This is a genomic window from Syntrophales bacterium, assembly GCA_023229765.1.
Classification (GTDB): Bacteria; Desulfobacterota; Syntrophia; order Syntrophales; family UBA5619; genus DYTH01.
Window position 1 is genome coordinate 82,986 of sequence record JALNYO010000008.1, and the last position, 22,148, is coordinate 105,133.

Below are 22,148 nucleotides of genomic sequence, written 5' to 3' on the forward strand. Positions count from 1 at the left end.
GTACTTTCTATATCTGAAAAGATATTGTTATTTTGTCGGGAAAAATCAGCTCAATCATTTCAGCGAATCAAAAAGGTATTCCAGCCCATTGACCTTTATTTCATAGACGGTGCGCAGCATTTTCCCCAGTTCCCCTTCCGGGAAGCCTTTCTGGGAAAACCAGACAACATAGCGCTCCGGCAGATCAACGAGCCGATATCCCGCATATCTCCCAAAGGGCATTGTTGCCTGAGCCAGCTTCAGGAAGGCATCCGCATCCGGACGAAGAGGCGGAGAATTTATTTGATCATCTGCAGTCATTAAATATTCCGACCAGCGCTTACCGCGTATTTTGAACAATTCCGCCCCATGATCATGACTAACCTGTCAACAATAAACAGCGTCAGCTAGTCTCCTGCCTTCTCCTCCGGCGCCGGTTCTGCTGTTTCCGCGTCTGCATCAGGAGCGCCCGTTTGGAGATTCTCTTTCTGCTGCTTGGCGGCAATGCGTTTTGCCGTCTTTTCCAACTGTTTTTGCTGGCGCGCTTTTTCTTTTACCTGCTTGCCATAGCTGTACATGGATTTTCCCATCGTCATGCTCCTTTTTTACTAAACGGTGATCATCTTACTTGAAAACACGGCAGATTCGGCTAATAGGGGCAATCCAGCGGCGCCTCGCCCCTTGCTTGTAAGTCAGGGCTTGCGCTTCGGCTGCTTATCAAGCTTGTTTTTTGCATTTTGCTTCTGTTTTTCAACGGACTGCTTCTGCCCCTTTTCCTTGTCCTTCTTGCCGCCCTTGTCTCCCATTTCGTTTCTCCTTTTCAGATGGACAGAATTATGCTGCAAAAACGATAGACGCATCTTTAATTTGTTGCAATCTCGCATACTATTGCACAGGAGTCAATGAAGCTTTAGTGAATTTTTGTTCTCCCCCCTTGTCTAAACAGTTCATTTATTATACTCTGCCCAGGCAAAAAAACATTTATCTGCCAAGGAGGCAAAAAATGGACGGACGGGGATTGGAGCAAACGTGTATCAACACGATTCGTTTTCTGGCGGCGGATGCCATCGAAAAGGCAAAATCGGGACATCCCGGCATGCCGATGGGGGCGGCGCCCGCGGCGTTTACCCTCTGGACTAAATATTTGCAGCATGATCCGCGTGCTCCGCTCTGGCCGGATCGCGACCGTTTTGTCCTGTCCGCCGGACACGCCTCGATGCTGCTCTATTCGCTCCTGTATCTGAGCGGCTATGACCTTTCCCTTGACGATATCAAGTCATTCCGGCAGTGGGGCAGCAAGACGCCCGGCCATCCGGAGCGCCAGCATCCGCCGGGAACGGAGATGACGACCGGCCCGCTCGCTCAGGGGCTGGCCGCGGCGGTCGGAATGGCGATTGCCGAGGCGCACCTCGCCGCCCGGTTCAACCGTCCGGGATACCCGCTCGTTGATCACCGCACCTATGTTTTTGCCAGCGACGGGGATCTGATGGAGGGGCTCTCCGCCGAGGCGTGCGCGCTGGCCGGCCACCTGGGTTTGGGAAAGCTGACCGTCCTGTATGACGACAACCGGATCTCTCTGTCGGGGGCGACCTCGCTTTGTTTTACCGAGGATATCTCCAAAAGGTTCGAGGCCTCGGGCTGGCAGGTGATAGCGGTTGAGGATGGCAACGATACAAAGGCGATCGCCCGGGCGCTGGAGGCGGCGGCCAAGGAGACTGATAAACCTTCGCTTGTCCGGCTCCATACGACAATCGGATTCGGCGCGCCGAAAAAGCAGGGGACAAGCTCTGCACACGGTTCGCCGCTGGGGGCCGAGGAGCTGAAGGCCGCGAAAACAAATCTCGGCTGGCCGCTGGAACCGCCGTTTTTTATCCCGGCTGAGGCGCTGGACTATTTTCGGCAGGCGGCTTCAGGCAGGGCAAAAAAACATCTTGAATGGAAAGAACTGCTGCGTCGTTATTCCGAGTCCTGGCCGCAGGAGGCGGCTGAGTTTGACCGGGTGACGAAGGGGGAACTGCCGGCGGACTGGACGGATTCTCTGCCTTTCTACCTGCCCGATACGAAGGATGTCGCAACGCGCAAGACCTCCGAGGCGTTCCTGCAGGCGGCGGCGGAAAAACTTCCCGAACTCATCGGCGGGTCGGCCGATCTGAACCCCTCCACTTTTTCCTGGTTGAAGGGAAAGGGCGATTTCCAAAAACCCTCCGCGAGCGTCACACTCCCGGAAGGCGCCTGCGGCGGCGAGTGGGGCTATGGGGGCAGAAACATCCATTTCGGGGTGCGGGAACACGCGATGGCGGCAATCGCCGGCGGAATGGCGATCCACGGGGGCGTCATCCCTTTTACTGCAACATTCTTCACCTTTGCCGACTACATGCGTCCCTCGATGCGGCTCGCCGCGCTTATGGGGCTGCGGGTAATCTACATCTTCACCCATGACAGCATCGGGGTCGGCGAGGATGGCCCGACCCACCAGCCGGTCGAGCACCTGATGAGTTTGCGCGTGATGCCGAATCTGACGGTAATCCGCCCGGCCGACGCCAATGAGACGATCGAGGCATGGCGACTCGCCTTAGAAAACGTCTGTGGTCCGACCGCCCTTGTCCTCACCCGCCAGAACCTGCCCGTTGCCGACCGGCTGCTGGTAGGCGGGGCGGATGGAGTCCGCAGCGGCGGGTATGTATTCTGGGATTCGGCGGAGGGGGAGGAGCCGCAGGTCGTGCTGATCGGAACTGGCTCGGAACTCCAGCTTGCCACGGCGGCAGGAAAAACCCTTGCCGAGGAGGGAATCCGCGTCCGCGTTGTCTCCCTGCCCTGCTGGGAGCTTTTTGACGCCCAGGCCGAGGAGTACAGAGATTCCGTGCTTCCTCCCGCCGTGCAGGCGCGGGTGGCAGTGGAGGCAGGGGCGAGGCTGGGCTGGGAGCATTACGTGGGAGCAAAAGGGGCGGTGATCGGGATCGACCATTTCGGCGCGAGCGCCCCGTATCAGGTGCTCTATGAAAAATTCGGGATCACCGCGGAAAGAGTTGCGGCGGAGGCGCGCCGCCTTCTGAAAATAGCCGATTAAGGGAATTGCAACCAAGTGGCCGCCGGTTTTCACCGGAGGGGCACCTTTAGAAGAGGGTGTGAACGCAGGAAACGGGGGCAGGATGACAACAAAGATGAATTTTCGCCCGGGATTGTTTCGGGATTTGGAAGCGGATATCCGTAAAAGGCTGGTGGCCGAGAAGATTGTCGAGCGGATTGCAAAAAAGGACTACACCGTCTGGAAACCTGCGCCGACTGAGATAGCCAACCGCCTCGGCTGGTTAGACAGCCCCCGGATGATGCCGGAGAAAATAGCCGAGATAGAGGGGGCTGTGGCAGAGATTCGGGCGGACGGGTACAATTTTGCCCTTCTGCTCGGGATGGGCGGCTCCAGCCTCGCCCCGGAGGTATTCCGCAAGGTGTTCGGAATCGCCGCCGGCTATCTGAATCTGGAGGTGCTCGACAGCACCGATCCGGGGGCGATTCTTTCCTATGCGGCCTGCCTCGATTTTGCCAAGACGCTGTTTGTCGTTTCCACCAAATCGGGAGGAACGATCGAGACCCTTTCCCTGATGAAGTATTTTTACAACCTGACTGCCGAAAAACTCGGGAAGGAAAAAGCAGGCGCACATTTCCTCGCGATTACCGATCCGGGCAGCAAATTAGCGGAAGCAGCCCAACAAAACGGTTTTCGGCACGTCTTTCTGAACGACCCGGAAATCGGGGGGCGCTATTCGGCCCTGTCGTTTTTCGGTCTGGTTCCCGCGGGCCTTTTGGGAATAGACATAAGGCGCCTTCTGGAAAAAACCGCTGCCGAGAGCGGCGCGGCGGCCCTCATAGGCGGGATTCTTGGCGAAATGGCGATGCGGGGACAAGACAAGTTGACCTTTGTTTTTTCGCAGCGGCTGGCCGCGCTGGGTGGCTGGATCGAACAGTTGCTCGCGGAGAGCACCGGCAAGGAGGGAAAAGGCATCCTGCCGGTGATCGGGGAGCCTGCCGGCCCGCCGGCCTTCTACGGCGCCGACCGGGTTTTCTGCTCCGTCCGCCTGCAAAACGATGCGATCGGGGAGCCCCATTTGCGGGCGCTGGCAGCGGCCGGATTTCCCGTTGTGGATTTGACCATCGCCGACGACTATGATCTGGGAGGGCATTTCTTCTTTTGGGAGATGGCGACTGCCGCCGCCGGGTGGCGTCTAACTGTGAATCCTTTTGATCAGCCCAATGTTGAGTCCGCCAAGATGCTGGCGCGGCAGATGATCGACAAATATCTCCAGGAAAGAGTCCTTTTGGAAGATGCGCCGGTGATTGAGGCGGATGGTTTTTCCGTCTTCGGCCAGGTTGCGCTCAACGATCCGGAGGACATCCTTAAGGAATTTTTCTCGCAGGCAACGCCCGGCGCTTACGCGGCTTTTATGGCATACCTGCCCCCGTCGCCCTGGGTTGACGATGCCGTACAGCGGCTACGGGGGGCCATAGTGGAGAGATTCTTGCTTGCCACGACCTTTGGCTATGGGCCGAGATTTCTGCACTCGACCGGGCAATTGCACAAGGGAGACAGCGGGCGGGGGCTTTTTGTCCAGTTTACCGCTGATGACAGCGAAGACGCGCCCGTGCCCGAGGCAATGGGAAGCACGGAGTCAGCGCTGACTTTTGGGGTTTTGAAAAAGGCGCAAGCGTTGGGGGATTTGCAGGCTTTGACGAAGGCGGGGAGAAAAATTATCCGGATTCATTTTCATGGCAATCCCGCCCAGGGCATTGACCGCCTGACGAAAAACCTTGCGAAAAAATCCTGAGTTTCGCCGCCGCGCCGCAAACATTGGATGAGCTTTAGAACACGGGCACTCCGGGGTGAGTTTCCTCGGTACGCGGTCAACACAGAGGCAAAAAGCAACTGGCGGGCCCGCTGGGGGAAAAAGGGGCGAGCTAAAGAGAAATGTATTGACAAAGGGCGACGTCTTGGTTAAGGGCCGACGTTGCCGGCAGAAAATCGGCATTGGTCAGAGACGGGTAAGATTTTTTAAACTTTATGAATAGTTGGGAGGTATGCTGTGAGGAAGAAACCGGTATCAGTCATCGTTGCGATAGTATTTTTCCTGGTTTGTTTTGCCTTTTCCGCCGAGGCGAAGATTATCGTCAAGTACGGCCATGTGGGACCGCCAATCCACCCGCAGCACCACGCCGCTCTGGCGTTCGCCAAATACGTGAATGAAAAAACGAACGGCGAGATCGAGGTGCAGGTCTTTCCCCTGGGCCAGCTCGGCGGCGAGAGGTCGATGTGCGAGCAGGTGCAGGGCGGAACCCTCCAGATGACCTCCGCCACGGCCGGGGTGCTCGCCAATTTTGTCCCGGAAATCGGGATCATCGAGCTGCCTTTTGTCTATCCGGACAGGGAGACGGCCTACAAGGTACTCGATGATAAAGATGTCCGGGAACGTTTTGCGAAGTATGCCGAGGCCAAGGGTTTTATCTTTATTGGCTATACGGAAAACGAGTTTCGGGACATGACCAACTCGAAGCGGCCCATCAAGAATCCGGAGGATTTGAAGGGTTTGAAAATGAGAGTGCTGGAGGCGCCCATGATGATCGACACCTTCAAGGCCCTGGGAACAAACCCGACTCCCCTGCCCTTCCCGGAGATATACAACGCCCTGCAGCAGAAGGTCATCGATGGGCAGGATAATCCGATCTTCACCTCGATTATGATGAAATTTACCGAAGTGAACAAGTTCGCGACGATCACAAACCATGTTCTCACCGAATGCCCAACCGTCGTCAGCCGGGATTTCTGGAAATCGCTTACCCCCGCTCAGCAGAATATCTTCCGGGAGGCTGCGGCGGTGCAGCTCAAGGTAAACCGGGAAGGCAACGCCAAAAACAGGCTGGTGGCCCTGGAGAAGGCGAAGGCCCAGAATGTGGATGTGCATGTTCTGACGGCCGGGGAGCGAGAGGCCTTCAAGAAGGTCGTCCAGCCGGTGTTGGAGAAGTACCGCGCTTCGTACGGGGCGGAATGGTTTGATTTCTACCTCAAAAAGATCGACTTCCACGCGAAGAAGAAGTAACCCGGCAAACAGATGGACGGTCTTTTAAGGAAGCTCAACAGGTTCGAGGAGGGGATGGTCGGCTTAGCCCTCCTCGGCTTGGCGCTGCTTACGGCTGTTGAAACCTGCCTCCGTTATACGATCTCTTATACCTTCAGTTGGTTCGGCGAACTCGCGAACTATACGATGATTTTCTGCGCCTATCTCGGCGCCGCGATCGGCGTGAAGTACGGGACCCACTTTTCGATGGAGGCGCTGTCCGAGTATCTTCCTGACCGGGCGAGTCATGCGCTGAAGGTCTTGGCATACGGCATATCGGGCGTCATCTGTCTGCTTTTCGTTTACTACGGGACAATCCATATTTTGAAAACAAGCGCCTTCGGCGTCAAGAGCCCCGCGCTGCAGTTGCCGATGTTCATCCCCTATCTGCCGATTCCGCTTTTCTCGGCAACGATGGGGTTCCGTTTTTTTGTCCTTTCCTTTCAACACCTCCGTGGTTTTTTGAAAAACGAGCCTTTCGCGCGTATCAGGAGGAAGTAGCTTTTGACCTTGACTATCGTTTTGCTTTGTTTTTTGATATTTCTTGTCATAGGCATGCCGATCGCGCTCGTTCTGGGAGCGACCACCGCCGTTTATCTGATCTTTATCGCCCACGCCCCCATTACCTCCCTCATCCAGCAGCTATTTAATGGGCTGGACAATTTTGTCCTGCTGGGGGTGCCGTTTTTTATCCTTGCCGGCAACATCATGGCGGAGGGAGCCATCTCCAAACGGCTGGTTGCGGTTATGAGGCTATTCGTGGGGAGATTTACCGGCGGACTCGCCATGGCCTCCGTTTTGGCCTGCCTGTTTTTTGCGGCCATTTCCGGTTCATCGCCGGCCACGGTAATCGCAATCGGCGGCATCATGATGCCGGCCCTCATCAAGGATGGCTACGGGGAGCGCTTTTCGATCGGCCTTCTCACCTCCGCCGGCTCCCTCGGCATTCTGATTCCGCCCAGCATCCCGATGATTCTCTATGCGCTGGTAATGAATGTCTCCGTGGCCGAGCTTTTTCTGGCCGGCTTCCTGCCGGGTCTTTTTATCGGGGGCGTCCTGATGGTCTATTCCGTTATCATGGCAAAAAAACGGGGATGGCGTTCCGAGGCTCGCTACACCTTCGCGGAGGGGATAAAAATCATCAAAGAGGGATTGTGGGCGTTGTTTCTTCCCATCCTGGTGCTCGGCGGGATCTACGGAGGGGTTTTCACCCCGACGGAGGCAGCGGCGGTTTCCGTCGTTTACGCCCTTCTTGTGGAGCTTTTCATCTACAGGGAACTGAAACCGGGCAAGCTCTTTTCCGTCTGTAGAGATTCCGCGATACTGTCAGGATCGCTGCTCTTCATCCTCTCCTGTGCGATGAGCTTCATCTGGATGCTGACCGTCGAGCAGATTCCGGTAAAGCTGGCCGAGATAATCGTGACGAACATCGAGAGCAAATGGCTCTTTCTGCTGGCCATCAACGGCGCGCTTTTGCTCATCGGCGGTCTCATGGATATCGTGACGGCGATTGTCGTCATCTCACCGATTCTGGCCGAGACGCTCAACCGGTACGACATCAATTACATTCACTACGGCATTATCATGATCGTGAATGTTGAGCTGGGTTTCCTGACCCCGCCCTTCGGCCTCAATCTTTTTGTGGCAATGGCCGTTATGAGGCGCTCCCTCGTGGAAGTAAGCAGGGCGGTGCTGCCGTTCATCCTCCTCTTTTTGGCCTGCCTTCTCATCATTACCTATGTCCCGCAGCTCTCAACGCTGCTGCCGGAGCTTTTCCTCAGGTAAATTTTTCACTTACAGATCGGCCAATAACTGGGATAGTCCAAGGCCCGCCTTCTCCAGTTCTTTCGAGGCGGCCAACGCCTTTTCGTAAAGTGGCGTGCCCTTGGTCTCACTTGCCTTTTCCAGCCATTTGGAAAATTTCTGCCCATGCTGTTCGTTGCTTTTAGCCCATGAACTGATCAGCGATTTCAGCTTGCCCTTTTCGTCGGAGGGGAATTTCTCGAGGGTTTTGTCCACCATCGCCTTGATCGTACTTTCCGGAACCGCGCCGAGGATCTCGTCCACCTTCTGCCCGTCCACAAAAAACATCTGCATCGGGATGCTCATGATCTGATACTTGGCCGCTGTCCGCTGGTTCTGGTCCACGTTGATTTTACAGAACTTGAATTTGCCATTGTAATCCTCGGCAAGCTTGTCGTAAAGGGGGCCGACCATCTTGCAGGGTCCGCACCACGGCGCCCAGAAATCCACTTCCACCGGCAAATCCGCCTGAAACACCTCTTCCTCAAAAGTATCGTCCGTAATTTCCACTACCTTGCTCATTGTTTCCTCCTCCATCATTTTATTTTTTCGTATGCGTGGCAAAACAGAAAAAACGCCTGCTTATTATGAACATCAAGCTTAGCTTTGTCAACCAGGGGGAAGTCTGCGTACGGAAGATGTTGAAAATACGGGATAACGGCTTTCACCGGTATCTTAAATCCGGTTCATCCGGTTGATGCGTACTTTTGACTTGAAAAAGAACGAAGATTAAATAAAGAGATTAAGGCATAAACAACAAAATCAAAACCATGAAACGAATGGCCTACGGCTTCAGAGATATGGAATTCTTCAAACTCAAAATTATGGCCCTTCATGAAACAAAGTACGCTCTATTCGTATGAACCAAATTTAAATCATGTCTTTGGTTAATCTGCTTCATCTGATCATGGTGAATATTTTATAGTGCGTCATGACCACAATAAGAACGCCGAAAATTTGTTTAATTTTTGCACTGGGAACAAAGCGGCTCGTGAGCCTTACTCCGAAATAGGAACCGATCGCCCCAACTACAAGAAGCGGAACCGTCAGGTGCATATCAAACTGAGCCGTTGCAAGGTGAGGGATCAATGCTGAAAAAGACGGAGGACAAACCGCTCAAATATAGAGCTGGGGAACAAATCGGACGAGATATGAACCCAAAGGCGCTGCAATGGTTGTTATGACAGCAAGGGTGATCGCCTTTTTCCAATCGATATGTCCACCCTTGGCAAACCCGAAGGTTGCAGTCAGCACCGTTAGACCATTTAACAGAAGGCTCAACGGTTGGACTTGGTGAACAAGATCGGGAAGAAACAATCCCAGGAAAGGAACCGCCGAAAAGGCCACACCAAGCCTCAACATTCCCGATATTACCGAGAGAATACTTAACCCGATGATAATGATTACATACTGGCTCATTTTATTCCATCCTCCCGAGACAATTGCAAAACCATTTGTCATTCCCGAATGTCTCTATCGGGAATATGGTTTTTCAAGCAGTTAGAACCAGATTCCCGCTCAGAATCGTTGCGGGAATGACAAGAATGGGGAGTTTTGCAATTACCTCTCCCTTCCAAATTAATCCTGCTTCCAGGATCCCAAAGGATACTTCCCGTATTTGTGGGTCGCCTCCACCCAGGCTTTGAAATGTAACCCCGGAGTTGACGGAAGAAGTTGGCAGCTCGGAGCCATGAGGACCCCTCCACCAAGCCCGCCAATCTCAATCGTCTCTTTCACGATGGCCTCGATCTTTTCAGCGGGGCCCCCGTCTATGGTTGCCCCATGCACTATCAGAGCTGCGGGGACATTCAGTTGTTTCACGACGCGTTCGCGTATCCAGGCCGCATCGTGCTTTTCGTCCAGGTGCAGCCCCCCCACCCCTGCCTCCCTAACCAGACTTTCGAGAAAGGCATATGATTTCGGTCTTTTCATGTCGCCATGAACATGCATGAACACTTTTTGACCAAACTCTTTTCCCACCATTTCAACAATCTGGGCGACGTAAGGAAGCAGAAATCTCTGGGCCATCGCCGGGGAGATGAGCTCGGTTCCAAAAGAGTCGTTCAGTGTAAGATGGGTATTAGCCCCGGCCTCGTATTGCGCGCGGATCCAGTCCATGCTGAAATCGGTGGCGACTTGGCACATTTCATCGACCCAGTCCGGATCTTCATAACAGTCAACGGTTAGGTCGCTCACTTTTCGGAAAAGATGTTGAACAAACCCAATGCCCACATAAGACATCGGAGAAATAGGATGGGTTGCGCCGAGCTCTTTGCAGACCGCCTTGAGCGCCTTAAGCGCCTGGGGCATCCGGTCATGTTTCAATGGGTCGAGAGGAAATTTCTTTTTGATCCTGTTCCAGTCTTCCTTCTTCCTGATTGAATGCTCCTTAACCGAAACACTGACGCCGAATTTTTCAGGGATATCAAGGACGCCTCCCAGGGATGGAACTCCATAGCCGTGATCTATGTAGGTCCCAAAGCATAAATCGTAATCGTACTTCTTGATATTGGTAACAAAAGCCTCGGCGATTTTATCGGAATCCAGCTCTTTCTGTGTGGTTATCTCCCTTATGCTCCACCCCATATCAAAGATGGCCTGTGCCATAACATGCGGACTCACGGGAATTATATCCGGCTCCTTTAAATCGAAGACCGCCTCAATCCGATCCTTTTTATTCATCTCTTATCCCCTCTGCATTTCGCAGTTCCCCCTTCTTTTTTTGTTGAGTAGGCCGGTTTATCCGGATGCCGCAGGTTAACATTTGTTTTCTCCTTTTGATTTATTGAAGGCGCACAATATCTCAACCATGTATCCATGTCCTTGGGTAATCTGTCTCGTATCATAGCAGCCGCGATTTTCGTCGGGTGAGCGCGTGGAACCAACCATAGAGCGGTCAAGGCCGGGTCCACAGCAGCAGCGTCGAACTGATAACGACGGTCACGCAGCCCGCTTCCTGGAATATGACCGCCAGTACCGGTGTCAGAAGGCCCAACATAGCCAGGGTGAGACCAATCGCATTGTAAATGATGGAGAAGAATATGTTGAGCTTGATGCGTCGAAGCACCTTCCGCGACATCCGTACAAAATCAACAACGCGGGAAAGATCATCGTTCATCAGCGTCACGTCCGCCGCTGCGATAGCTACATCAGTGCCTGCGGCCCCCATGACTATGCCGACGTCGGCGAGGGCCAACGAGGGCGCGTCGTTGATGCCGTCGCCGACCATGGCTATGGTTTTCCCCTTGTCCTGCCACTCCTTGATGAAGCGCTGCTTGTCCTCGGGAAGCAGCCCGGCGCGAAACTCATCCACGCCGATCTCGCGTGCAACCGCCTGCGCCACCTTGGGGTTGTCGCCGGTAAGCATGATGATGCGCGAGCCTAACTCCTTGAGCGCCGTCACGGCCTGCGCCGTCTCCGTACGCACCTCGTCCGCGATGGCTACGAGACCCACGGCATCACGCCCGCGCGCAACGAGGACCACCGTCCGGCCAAGCTCAGCCTGTGCCGCCAAAGCCTGTTCAAGACGCTCGCAAACGGCGATACCCAGGTTCCGCAAGAATTCCGGCTTGCCGACCACGACGGTTTCACCTGCGTGGCTGGCGGTGATCCCCATGCCCACCTCATTTTTGAAATCGTCGGGGTCCGGCACGTCAAGCCGGCGCTGGGCAGCCAGCGCCATCACCGACCTTGCAAGGGGGTGTTCCGAGTACTTCTCGGCAATGGCGGCGAGACGCAGGACCTCACGCTCATCTTCCCCATCCGCGCCAATCACCTCCACGACCTTCGGGCGACCGAGGGTGAGCGTCCCCGTCTTGTCAACAAACAGGACGTCAATTTTCCCGGCAAGTTCAAAGTAGATGCCACCCTTGATCAGCACCGCCCGCCGGGCCATGTTGGCGATGCCGGCCGTCACCGCTGTCGGAGTCGCGATAGCGAAGGCGCACGGGCACGCCACGAGCAAAATAGCGACGGCCACCTTGATATCGCCGGAAGTAAGGTACCCGATGATCGCGAGCACGAGAACGACGGGAAGAAACCAGACGGTGAAGCGATCAGCGATACCCTGGACCGGCGCCTTTGTTTCTTGGGCCTGTTCGACGAGGTGAACGATCCGGGCGAGCGTGGTATCTGGGCCGATCTTGGTCGTACGCACATCGAGTCGTCCGTTCTCATTCAGCGTGCCACTGAACACCTCGCAGCCCTTGAACTTGTCGACCGGCATTGACTCGCCGGTGATGGGCGCCTGGTTGACCGTGCCGGCGCCGGCAGTAACCACTCCGTCCACCGGGATGCGCTCTCCCGGGCGCACGATGATAATGTCTCCCACGCGCAGTTCAGCCACGGGGACGGTTGCCTCCACGCCATCTCGCCGTACCGTCGCGGTGGGCGGGGTGAGATCCAACAGGTCGCGTATGCTCCGGCGACTCTTGTCGAGGGTGTAGGATTCCAGGGCGCCGACCACGGCCATGATGAAAATGATGACCGCAGCCGAGAGGAACTCGCCCACCGCAACGGTGACGACGAGGGCCACGGTAATGAAGACATTGACCGTAATCTTGCGCTGATAGAGATCTTTGAAGCCGGCGATGAAGCGCGGAAAGCCGCCGAGCAGCGTGGCGCCAAGCGCGAGGCCCGCGCTCACTAACGGTGGGCCGATACGCCAGTGGGCAAACGCCCAGCTCACCAGGATGAGCGTTCCGACGAGGGCGGGAACGAGGGAGAGCACCAGGATCTCCCGGTAGCGGTCGGCGCGGGGTCGGACACGAGTAGCCTCACTCGGCATTGCGTACCCCCTCTTTGCTCCCCTTCGTCAACGCCTTTTTAGGCTCGTTCTCTATCGTCTCGTTGTTCTTCTTGTCGTCTCCTTCCACATGGCAGCTACAGCCCGGACCGCAACCGCTGCTTATCTTGGTCATCGACTCCTTGAACATCGCGAAGAACCCCTTTTTCTTGGATTTCGTTTCCATCTCAATCTTCGTCTCATTCATGATTCATTTCCTCCTAATCAACATTAGAAACATCATCATACGTGGGCAACAAAATACGCTGCCGGTGGTCGTCTTCTTCTTGACACTCAAAGCTGCTTACCCTGCTTGCATGTGGGCCCAAGAGACCAAGCCCGGCGGTCTGGGGATTGACAGGATTCACACAGGTAGGAGCGATCATTCCCGCCTCCTCGCTTCAGTGTCCTCCAACAGGCACAACCCCAAATCGAGAAGGCCGACGATGCACGGGTTTATAATCCGGTAATGGACGTTGTTCCCGCTTCTGGCGCCCGCGAGGATGCCCCGGTCCACAAGACGCTGGAGCTGGTTGGATATGGCTTGTGGCTTCATCCCCATCGTGTCTGCGAGGTCTTTCACACACATTTCTCCGGAACGTGTCAGTGCGTGAATCAGACGCAATCGCGTGTCGTTGGCCAGCATCTTGAACAAGTGCATCAACTCATCCGCTTTCCCCGGGCTAATGAGTTCACGGTCCTCCAACGCAGGTTTGGGCCGACAGCAGACCTGCACATTCTTCTGTTTTCTCGCGGTCATTTATCCCCCTCCAAGGCTTACACGAATACACGATACTGTGGATAACCGTAAATGTCAAGCGTCACTTTTGCCCCTGCGTACGGAAGATATTGAAAATACGGGATAACGGCTTTCACCGGTATCTTATTAAATTCCCTTGTTTCAGAAGAATTTAAGGGACTCGCTGGCAAGAGGTTGGGGGCGCGCCAGCAAGCCACCCCTTGCAACGTGTCGGCCAACGCAGAGGACTGCGCAGGAAGCGCCAGGCGGAGTTCGCCGCCGCCAGTTGCGCCTGATTCAGCCTCGCTTCGCCGTAAACTTCCCGGTTATAGGCAGCGATTATGGCTTCGATTGGCTCCTTAAGCGCGGGAAAACGGGCATGCAGACGCACCCCGAATTCGAGAGGCGTCTCGTGGCGACCATGGGGAAACCCGCCGCGCTGTGCCCAGCGCAAAAGGGCGCCGTAAAGTTCGGCGGCCTTTTGATAACCTCGGGCGCTCCGAAAAATTTTCCTGCAGGTTCCGACCAGAAAGGACCACAGCAAGGCAAATCTCGAAGACAGTGATATCGTTTTCGGGCGGTCACCCCCCTCTGTCCTTGCGAGGAGCCATTTTACGGCATAGAAAAGGGCGATGGCAGAGGCAATGATCATGGTCAGCAGCAGGAGCCCCCAAAGTCCCCATGCCAGAATTTTTTCCAGCAGCTCCACCAACCAGCCGTGCACTGGCGGCGTAAGCTGATTCGAAGCGGTGTTTGGAGATGATTTCGTCGCATCCACAGCGAGATGGCTGCCGCGGGGGCCGAAGAGAAAACGTAAGATAGTGATTAATAATGAGAGAAGCGGACTGCCGGCGGCCGCCAGTGTGTTGTATCCGAGCTGTGCGGCCGCGGTGAGGCCTGGTATGAAAAAGAGCAGTAAAACCGAGGCTCCCAAAAGTGCGACCACGACAAAGCTTGCGATGAAGCCGAGCGCCCGGTACCCGGGGAGAAAGGCTTTGGAGGCATAGTTCCGTGTCCGGGCCATTCCGAGCGCTAACAGGCCGGACAGGAAGAAGGGAAAGACGAAGAGCAGGGACAGGGTGTCCTCGGCCAGCGTTTCCCCTTTGGTCAGCGCCATGAGTTTCAGTATAAAAAGCGCAAAAAAGGCGGCCAGGCCGAGATCGAAGCGATTGCATGTATTGAAATATGTCTGCGGCCTGCGGGCAAGGGTCACCCCTCCGGCCCACAGTATAATGAGCAAAAAGAGATTCAACGAAAGGATCAGTCCCTCCAGCACACCCCGCGAACCATTGAAAAAAAGGGAAAGCCAGGCGCTGTCCAGAAGCGGATAAGAGCGGTAATAAATCCCATGAATCAACAGCAGCCCCCCGCACATAAACCCCAGCAGCTCAATGCCTATGACGCTTGCTATCCGCCATCCCTTACCCGTGGAGATGCGGGTGGCAAATACTGCCAAGGCAAAAGCGAGAAGGGTCTCGAAAAAAGGGAACGGGCGATGCATAGTCATCAGCGAGCAGAACATGGCCCAGCCCAGAAACCAGCTCAACTCCATTGCACCATTGACGAAATACCAGAGCATTCCCTTGCGGACATCCATCAGGCACGCCCCTTTCCGCCGCCGGTCCCCTCGTTGTTCCCGGTTGCCAAACCGCTGGCAGCGAGGGGACCGGCTGAATCAATAGCGGGAGGGGCGGCAAAAAACCGGAAAGGCATCCGTCGCCGCATAAAGTATTCCCGGGCAGCCAGCGCCATTTTGTCCTCTTCAAGGGAAAAGTACAGACAACTGATCCCCCAGGGCGCCCTCAAGTGCAAATGGAACGTGTCGCTGAGGCTGCGCGCCGGTTCCATCTGCAGCCGGGCCAGCGTTTCCAAAAGGGCGGCGAGCTGATTGGCGTTTTTCGAAACGGGGACAAGGGGTGATGCCTCTCCAATCAGCCGGCCGTTGGTTATCAGTCCCACGGCGCAGCCGCGCTCGGAGAGCCGCACCGCTGCGGATGCCACCGTTTCGAGCAGGCGCTCGAATTCCTCCGTAGCCTTGTGCTGAGCGAGCGGGCCGATGGCAACGACGAGCAGCGCCTTTTCCTGGGACGAAGGCTCGAAAATCTTCTCCTGCAGCTTGTGGTGACGGGCGGTCGCTTTCCAGTGGATGTGCTTGGCGGGATGCCCGTACTGGTAGTCCCTTGTGCCCAATATGTAAACAGGGTCATCCACCGGGGTGTCGGCGCCGGGAATGCCGAAAAAATCGCGCGGCGGCAACAAAAACGGTTTGAGGGGAACGAGACGGGGATATACCACCACCTCAAGCGGGCTGGCCATTTCCTTGTGCCTGGGGAAGAAGCCAAATAGGTCTCCCGAGGCGATGCCAAGCGGCCCTATGTGATGGATGCCCCTTTGCCGCGCCTTCAGTTCCCAGTGGAAGCTGGCCGTCTGATACCATAACAAACCGGCTTCAGCCGTAAGCGCGGTTGCGCCATTTTCGTCGTGGACGAGGCCGTTTACGGGAGATTCTAACTGCAGCCAGACCGGGAGGATTTTCCTGTTTGCCGTCGTCGCCTGCAGCAGAAGCTTCTCATCCGGGAACAGCCGGCGTTTGTCGATGCTGAAGCTGCATTCAATGCCGGTCAGACTCCACCCTGCCCAGAGTTTTGCCCCGGCGGCGACGCTGAAAAGAAGGAGCGACAATACCGTCAGATCCCGCTGGCCGGTAAGCAGGGCCATGCAGAAAAACAGACCAACAATGATCAGCACGAAGGGAACAAGGAAAATGCTTGGCGGTCTGCGATCCATCGCGCTCATCGTCATTGCTTACACACCGGGGGCAGGCACGGGTATCCGGCTGACGATCTCTTCGAGAAGCCGCTCCTGGATCTCCCCCTGCAGCCGCTCTTCTTCCTTGAGAATCAGACGGTGCGCAAGGACAGGCGCCGCCAATGACTTTATGTCATCGGGAAGCACATAGTCCCGACCGCGCAGCGCCGCCAGGGCTTGGCCGGCTCTCATAAGACCAAGGGAGCCCCGCGGGCTCGCCCCGAGTCGCAAAGCAGAACTGTGGCGGGTCGCATTGACAATGGCGGTTAGGTATTCCTTCACAGGCAGGGAGACGCGGATGTGTCGCCGGGCTTCCTGCAACCCGGCGATCTGTTCGGGAGTCGCCACCGGTTCCAGCTCCTTGAGGGGATCTTTCTCCCGAAAACGCTCCAGGATGGCGATTTCCTCCTGCGGATCGGGATAACCAAGCCGTATGCGCAGCAGGAAACGGTCAAGCTGCGCCTCGGGCAGGGGAAAGGTTCCTTCGAGTTCGATCGGATTTTGCGTAGCCATGACAAAAAAAGGATTAGGCAGGCTGTATGTTTTTCCATCCACCGTAACCTGCCGTTCCTCCATGCTTTCTAAAAGGCTAGACTGAGTTCGGGGGATGGTGCGGTTGATCTCGTCGGCCAGAAGCACGTGGGTCATGACCGGGCCCGGCTGAAAGGTGAAGTGCCCCGTTTCCTGATTGTAAACATTGAACCCGGTGATGTCGCCTGGCAGCAGATCCGGGGTGAACTGCACCCGCTGGAAAGAGGCGCCGATGCTTTTGGCCAGGGACTTGGCGATCAATGTTTTTCCCAGACCCGGAATGTCCTCTATCAACACATGCCCTTCGGCCAGCAGGGCGACCAGCAGGAACTCGAGGGAACGTTCTTTTCCAACAGTCACAAGGGATACATTTTCAATTATTCGCTTACACAGATCGAAATTCACCGTTGCACCTCTCGCCGCGTTGTTTTCTCCCCTGACTGGCAACCTGTTTAAGGCTGCGCTACCAGGTCCGGTATAGCCTCCCGGCAAGGCTTTACTCCGACCTTCGGGTTCCTCTACCGGGGCTTTTTTCAAGCGTCGCCACGTTAGGGGAGTCGGCCCTCTCTGTCAAGAATATTTTCCTGCTTGTCAATGATTTAATGTTTGCCCGAAAGGAAGAGGCTCACGGCCCTGCCGGGCATAAGAGACGCATTCCGCTTCTCATGCCCGGTAATCACAGAAGGTTTTATATTACAAGAACAGCAGCGACGCTGCTATGCCGGCAAGTACCGGATAGAGCAGATTGACCTTGAAGAATAGTGCGGCAAACGTCCCACCGGCGATGAGAATGCGAATCGCATCCCAGGGGACCTTCAGGCCGAAGCGAATCGTTACGGAAAGGAGCAGCCCCACAAAAGAAAACAGGATGCCGTGCAGAGCCCGGCTGAACCAGGGAGATTTCCGGAGCCGATCGTAGTAGGGAACCATTCCGGCGATGATTACGAAGGAAGGCAGGAAGATGGCGGCGGTGGCAATGATGCCGCCTTCCAGCCCGTACTTCATATAGCCGATGAAGGTGGCAGTGATGACAATGGGTCCCGGCGTGATCTGTCCGAGGGCGATTCCATCCAGAAAGGTCCTGGTGTCCATCCAGCCATGGACGGACACCACCTCGTTGAACATCAAGGGAACCGAGGAAAAGCCGCCCCCGAAGGCGAACAGGTCAATCTTTGCCATCAGGAATGCCAGCGTGAATAATTCTCTCTTAAACAGATAGAGCAGGATTAAGGCCACTACCGCAACGAGGAGTATCCAGGCCAGGGGCTTCGGGGAGAAGGAGTTCTGGCCGTCAAATGTCGCCTTGGTCGGGAAGGTCTGGCGATAATAAAACCCAAGCCCAAATAGCCCGGACAGGAGAATGACACCAATGGGATGGACGCCGAAGCCGAACATTATGGCTGCGGCCAATGCAACCAGCGCCCCTTTCCAGTCGTTCAGCCAGGTTTTTCCGAATGTTAAGGCCGCATGGGCGACGATGGCCACGACCACCGCCTGGAGGCCGCTGAACGCCGAAACGACGGCTGGCAAAGCGTGCGCGCGGGCATAGAGGGCTGAGAGGATCAGCATCAGGATGAAGGCGGGAAGGCCAAAGCCGACAAACGAAGCGGCGGCTCCCCCAATCCCCCGCGAACGCAAGCCGACATAAGCAGCCGCCTGCATGGCCGTCGCCCCCGGAATCATCTGGCAAAGCCCCGCACCTTCGCGGAAAGATTCCTCGGTGAGCCATTCTTTTCCCTCCACGGCCATCTTCCGGATTTCGGCAAGCATGGCAGGACCGCCAAAAGCCGTCAATCCCAACCGGAAAAAGGACAAAAAAATATCGCCGAGCGTTGGTGTCTTAATCATAAAACTCTCCCCATTACTCTTTTTTCTGCCCCGGGATCTTCCTGCCCCCAAGACAAGCTCAAGGGCGCGCTCTGCTGGTCTGATTTTCCCTTGTTTCGATAAATAAAGAGCATACTTCCAAAACTGCGTCAAGATTTTCCTGGGGCGTCTCCCTCATCCGGCGCCTTGAATTTCTCACGGGATATATTGTATGAAGACAAATCATAGCGGAGAAGAGGGCGAAACCATTGCAAGGAGATCTTTCAAGAAGGCAATTTATTCTGACCACTGCAGCCGGCGTGGCGCTTGGGTTGACTGGATATCCCACTTTCCTGCCTGCCGCCGGGGAGGTGGAGCTCGCGGTGATTTCCGGCGAGCCAGCCGCAGCAGCGAAGAAGGCGCTGGCGGTTTTGGGAGGAATCGGGCGTTTCGTCCAAAAAGGGCAGCGCGTGGTGATCAAACCAAACATGTCGTTTGCCAAAACGCCCGATTTGGCCGCAACAACCCACCCCCAGGTTATCGCGGCGGTGGCGCAGGCCTGTGTCGCTGCCGGGGCCAGGGAGGTGTTGGTACTGGATCATACGCTGCAAAGGGCGGAGCTCTGCCTTGACCGGACAGGGATTCGGGATGCGTGCCGTTCTCTCCCCAGCGTCCACGTCCTGGCGCTGCAGGAGCGGCAATTCTTCCGCGAGATACGAATACCGCAGGGGAAGGTGCGCCCGGCGAAAATCCGCTTCCCGAAAGGCCGCAAGGGTTTTTATAAACCTCCCGCGCCGCCCTTTTTTACATGACTTCAAACCTTGTCCAACTGGTTCTGCTTTTTTCCGAAGAGGGCGCGCCGGCGGCAAAGATGACGAGGTCGCCTTTTTTGATCAGGCCGCGGTTTAGCAGTAATTCCTTTGCCTCCTCTATGGCGAGGTGTTCCTTGTCAAACTGGTCGCGAAAAACAGAGTTTACCCCCCAGCGGAGACACAGGCGGTTCATGGTTTCAAAACTGTTGGATATCGCAATTATGCGGGCATAGGGCCTGTACTTGGAGATAATTCTGGCGGTTCTTCCCGCGAAGGTAAAGACTACAATCGCCTGGGCATCGATCTGGCCGCTCATTTCCACTATGGAATGCCCGATCGAGTCAAACAGTTTTTCCTGGAGATCGGAAGGCGAAAGGTACGTGATATTCCTCCGGTCTTCGGCATGCATCTCCGCATTGAGGACAATGTCCCTCATGATTCGAACGACGTCGACCGGGAATGCGCCGACCGAGGTTTCTCCGCTCAGCATCACGGCATCGCTGCCGTCCCAGACGGCATTTGCAACATCGGAGGCCTCCGCACGGGTGGGAACCGGGGAGTGAATCATCGATTCGAGCATCTGCGTCGCAGTTATGACCAATTTGCCGGCGGCGTTGCATTTTTGAATGATGATTTTCTGCAGTACCGGCACATCCTGAGGCGGCAGCTCCACGCCCAGGTCGCCCCGCGCGATCATGATCCCGTCGGCGGCGGCGATGATGGCGTCGAGGTTTTCAACGGCTTCCCGTTTTTCTATCTTGGCAATAACCGGGATGTCTTCGCCCCGGTCGCTGAGCCAGTCTTTCAGTTGTGTGACGTCGGCGGCGCTTCTGACGAAAGACAGGGCGATGTAATCAACCCTGTGCTGCAGCGCAAACTCGAGATCCCGGAAGTCTTTGTCGGTGAGGGACGGGGTCGATAAATTCATCCCCGGCAGGTTCATCCCCTTTTTCGAGGTAACGAGGCCCCCGGCATCGATTCTACAGATGACGCCCTCGCCCTTCTTTTCGATTATAGTCAACTGAATAAGACCGTCATTGATTAAAATCCTGTCCCCAATTGCGGCATCCTGGACGAGTGGCTGGTAGGACGTGGAGATCATCTCCTTTGTTCCGAGGAGATTGTTAGTCGTTATTTCAATCAGCTCACCAGTTTGCAGGAATATGCCCGGTTCCGTAATTTCGCCGACTCTGATCTTCGGCCCCTGCAGATCAACGAGAATCGCAAGCGGGGTGTTTTCCTCGGTGCAGGCTTTATGCAGGGCGTCAAAAACAACTTCAAAAAAGTCACCGCTGCCATGCGACATGTTCAGACGCACAGCGTCAATCCCCGCCCGGATCAATTGACGGATTGTTGCCGCATTCCCGGTGGCCGGTCCTAACGTCGCGATAATTTTAGTCTTGGAGAATTTTGCTGCAATTTCTGCCATTTTCCCTCCTGTTTATTCGCTGCCCCTGGCGGCATTTCGTTGCGATGACGATAATGGGGTTTTCGGGACAACCGAACGTGCTGCAGATCGATGTTTTCCGTGGCGATAAGACTAACATTTGGTGTATAAGGTGTCAAGGCCGTACGCAGTCGCCGTTCACGCTGTTTTGTCACAATAACTTCAAGCGGGAGAAAGGAAGGATGACGATAAAAATTAATTTTTATTGCTGGGCACGCTGAACCACCTGTCGCAAGGCGAAGGAGTTTCTTTCGCAAAAGCAGGTGGAAATCAATGACCGCGATTTTTTCAAGAACCCTTTCAGCCGGGCAGAAATAGTGGAACTGTTGGGGGAAAAGCCGGCGGCGGAGATGTTCAACTTCCGCAGCCCCTCCTTCAAGAAGCTGGGCGTGAATCGGGATAGCCTTGGCCCTGAAGAACTTATCGCTTTGATGCTGAAGGAGCCACGGCTGGTCCGCCGGCCGGTGGTGCGAATCGGGGAAGAGGTATATTTCAGCGCCGACAGGTCAGTCCTGGAGGGTTTGCTTTAACCATAAGCAGCCACTCCTTAGCCACGGGCGGTTAGCGCTTCACCAAGCCTCTTGCGTGCTGATGCACGTCCGGACGCAGTGCAAGGCATTACAGCACTATAACAAGGTCGCTGCTGTCCGCCGCAGGCAATGTTATAAATATATTTGCGCATAGAACGACTTTGGGTATATACCTCTTCGAAACAAGCGTAAATACAATAAAATAAGGAGGAGAAATCGCTATGGCAAAGAAAATTCTGTTTTTGGTTGGCGACTACGTAGAGGACTACGAAGTCATGGTTCCGTTCCAGGCGCTGGCCGCGGTCGGCTACACCGTTGAGGCCGCCTGCCCGGACAAGGCCGCGGGCGACGTGATACGGACTGCCGTTCACGACTTTGAAGGCGACCAGACTTACAGCGAAAAGCGCGGTCACAACTTTGGCCTGAACAAGACCTTCAGCGAAATCAAAGAGGTTGAATACGACGCCCTGGTTATCCCCGGTGGGCGCGCGCCCGAATATATCCGCCTAAACCCGCGCGTGCTGGAAATTACTCGCTATTTCTTTACGACCAACAAGCCCGTTGCGGTTATTTGCCATGGCGCGCAGGTGCTGGCGGCGGCCGGCGTGCTGAAGGGACGTAAATCAACGGCCTACCCGGCAGTGGGTCCCGATGTCGTAAGCTCCGGCGGGGAATATATGCAGATACCCGTTGACAAGGCGGTGACGGAAGGCAACCTTGTTTCGGCCCCCGCCTGGCCGGCCCATCCCGATTGGCTTGCCCAGTTCCTGAAGCTGATGGGCGCGAAGATCGAGTTATAGTCAAAA

Annotated in this window: 21 protein-coding genes and 1 pseudogene; 9 read left to right on the plus strand and 13 right to left on the minus strand. The window is 55.6% G+C overall.

The features are described from left to right. Window positions 1–54: 54 nt before the first annotated feature. Both M0P74_06430 and M0P74_06435 read right to left on the minus strand, forming a co-directional pair. Window positions 55–300: a DUF3820 family protein gene (locus tag M0P74_06430; GenBank protein MCK9363221.1), complete on the minus strand. Its 246-nt coding sequence runs from the start codon at window positions 298–300 to the stop codon at window positions 55–57. A gap of 86 nt (window positions 301–386) precedes the next feature. Then, the gene (locus tag M0P74_06435) at window positions 387–569 is read right to left on the minus strand and encodes a hypothetical protein (protein ID MCK9363222.1); all 183 of its coding nucleotides are present in this window, start codon (window positions 567–569) and stop codon (window positions 387–389) included. 413 nt (window positions 570–982) lie between these two features. Between M0P74_06435 and tkt the strand changes: the two genes are divergently transcribed. The 5 genes from tkt (at window position 983) to M0P74_06460 (ending at window position 7,868) form a co-directional block, all read left to right on the plus strand. Continuing rightward, a complete protein-coding gene (tkt, locus tag M0P74_06440; GenBank protein MCK9363223.1) occupies window positions 983–3,046 on the plus strand; it encodes a transketolase in 2,064 nt (687 codons plus the stop codon). An 82-nt stretch (window positions 3,047–3,128) separates the two neighbouring features. Further along, the gene (locus tag M0P74_06445) at window positions 3,129–4,799 is read left to right on the plus strand and encodes a hypothetical protein (GenBank protein MCK9363224.1); all 1,671 of its coding nucleotides are present in this window, start codon (window positions 3,129–3,131) and stop codon (window positions 4,797–4,799) included. A gap of 255 nt (window positions 4,800–5,054) precedes the next feature. Then, entirely contained in the window at window positions 5,055–6,065 is a 1,011-nt protein-coding gene (locus M0P74_06450; protein MCK9363225.1) for a DctP family TRAP transporter solute-binding subunit, read from the plus strand. A gap of 12 nt (window positions 6,066–6,077) precedes the next feature. Then, window positions 6,078–6,584: a TRAP transporter small permease gene (locus M0P74_06455; protein MCK9363226.1), complete on the plus strand. Its 507-nt coding sequence runs from the start codon at window positions 6,078–6,080 to the stop codon at window positions 6,582–6,584. A gap of 3 nt (window positions 6,585–6,587) precedes the next feature. After that, window positions 6,588–7,868 carry a TRAP transporter large permease subunit gene (locus M0P74_06460; protein ID MCK9363227.1) on the plus strand — a complete coding sequence of 427 codons (1,281 nt, stop codon included), beginning with the start codon at window positions 6,588–6,590 and terminating at the stop codon, window positions 7,866–7,868. A gap of 9 nt (window positions 7,869–7,877) precedes the next feature. Here the strand turns inward: M0P74_06460 and trxA are convergent, their stop codons facing one another. After that, on the minus strand, window positions 7,878–8,408 hold the full coding sequence (gene trxA, locus M0P74_06465; GenBank protein ID MCK9363228.1) for a thioredoxin: 531 nt from the start codon (window positions 8,406–8,408) through the stop codon (window positions 7,878–7,880). A 224-nt stretch (window positions 8,409–8,632) separates the two neighbouring features. On the opposite strand from trxA, the pseudogene M0P74_06470 reads away from it, so the two are divergent. Further along, window positions 8,633–8,749 (plus strand): annotated as a pseudogene (locus M0P74_06470) (transposase). 253 nt (window positions 8,750–9,002) lie between these two features. Here the strand turns inward: M0P74_06470 and M0P74_06475 are convergent. The 9 genes from M0P74_06475 to chrA all read right to left on the minus strand — a co-directional run bounded on the left by M0P74_06475 (window position 9,003) and on the right by chrA (window position 18,595). Continuing rightward, window positions 9,003–9,305 carry a sulfite exporter TauE/SafE family protein gene (locus M0P74_06475; GenBank protein ID MCK9363229.1) on the minus strand — a complete coding sequence of 101 codons (303 nt, stop codon included), beginning with the start codon at window positions 9,303–9,305 and terminating at the stop codon, window positions 9,003–9,005. Between the two features lie 159 nt (window positions 9,306–9,464). After that, entirely contained in the window at window positions 9,465–10,568 is a 1,104-nt protein-coding gene (locus tag M0P74_06480; protein ID MCK9363230.1) for a uroporphyrinogen decarboxylase family protein, read from the minus strand. A gap of 214 nt (window positions 10,569–10,782) precedes the next feature. Then, the gene (locus M0P74_06485) at window positions 10,783–12,672 is read right to left on the minus strand and encodes a cation-translocating P-type ATPase (GenBank protein ID MCK9363231.1); all 1,890 of its coding nucleotides are present in this window, start codon (window positions 12,670–12,672) and stop codon (window positions 10,783–10,785) included. Continuing rightward, the gene (locus M0P74_06490; protein MCK9363232.1) at window positions 12,662–12,877 is read right to left on the minus strand and encodes a hypothetical protein; all 216 of its coding nucleotides are present in this window, start codon (window positions 12,875–12,877) and stop codon (window positions 12,662–12,664) included. The genes M0P74_06485 and M0P74_06490 overlap by 11 nt, the downstream gene beginning before the upstream one ends. Window positions 12,878–13,051: 174 nt before the next feature. Further along, a complete protein-coding gene (locus M0P74_06495; GenBank protein MCK9363233.1) occupies window positions 13,052–13,429 on the minus strand; it encodes a metalloregulator ArsR/SmtB family transcription factor in 378 nt (125 codons plus the stop codon). A 151-nt stretch (window positions 13,430–13,580) separates the two neighbouring features. Next, window positions 13,581–15,005 (minus strand): DUF4129 domain-containing protein, encoded by a 1,425-nt coding sequence (locus M0P74_06500; GenBank protein MCK9363234.1) that lies wholly within the window; start codon window positions 15,003–15,005, stop codon window positions 13,581–13,583. Next, window positions 15,005–16,195 carry a DUF58 domain-containing protein gene (locus M0P74_06505; GenBank protein ID MCK9363235.1) on the minus strand — a complete coding sequence of 397 codons (1,191 nt, stop codon included), beginning with the start codon at window positions 16,193–16,195 and terminating at the stop codon, window positions 15,005–15,007. The genes M0P74_06500 and M0P74_06505 overlap by 1 nt, the downstream gene beginning before the upstream one ends. 18 nt (window positions 16,196–16,213) lie before the next feature. Further along, window positions 16,214–17,152 carry a MoxR family ATPase gene (locus M0P74_06510; protein ID MCK9363236.1) on the minus strand — a complete coding sequence of 313 codons (939 nt, stop codon included), beginning with the start codon at window positions 17,150–17,152 and terminating at the stop codon, window positions 16,214–16,216. Window positions 17,153–17,440: 288 nt separating this feature from the next. After that, on the minus strand, window positions 17,441–18,595 hold the full coding sequence (gene chrA, locus M0P74_06515; GenBank protein ID MCK9363237.1) for a chromate efflux transporter: 1,155 nt from the start codon (window positions 18,593–18,595) through the stop codon (window positions 17,441–17,443). Between the two features lie 227 nt (window positions 18,596–18,822). On the opposite strand from chrA, the gene M0P74_06520 reads away from it, so the two are divergent. Next, window positions 18,823–19,365 carry a DUF362 domain-containing protein gene (locus tag M0P74_06520; GenBank protein ID MCK9363238.1) on the plus strand — a complete coding sequence of 181 codons (543 nt, stop codon included), beginning with the start codon at window positions 18,823–18,825 and terminating at the stop codon, window positions 19,363–19,365. Here the strand turns inward: M0P74_06520 and pyk are convergent. Beyond that, window positions 19,358–20,794, minus strand: a complete 1,437-nt coding sequence (pyk, locus tag M0P74_06525) for a pyruvate kinase (protein MCK9363239.1) — start codon at window positions 20,792–20,794, stop codon at window positions 19,358–19,360. The two genes, M0P74_06520 and pyk, sit on opposite strands and share 8 nt — an antisense overlap. 281 nt (window positions 20,795–21,075) lie before the next feature. Here pyk and M0P74_06530 point away from each other — a divergent pair, with 281 nt between their 5' ends. Further along, the gene (locus tag M0P74_06530) at window positions 21,076–21,342 is read left to right on the plus strand and encodes a hypothetical protein (GenBank protein MCK9363240.1); all 267 of its coding nucleotides are present in this window, start codon (window positions 21,076–21,078) and stop codon (window positions 21,340–21,342) included. A gap of 221 nt (window positions 21,343–21,563) precedes the next feature. Next, the gene (locus M0P74_06535; GenBank protein ID MCK9363241.1) at window positions 21,564–22,142 is read left to right on the plus strand and encodes a DJ-1/PfpI family protein; all 579 of its coding nucleotides are present in this window, start codon (window positions 21,564–21,566) and stop codon (window positions 22,140–22,142) included. The last annotated feature ends 6 nt before the right edge of the window (window positions 22,143–22,148 follow it).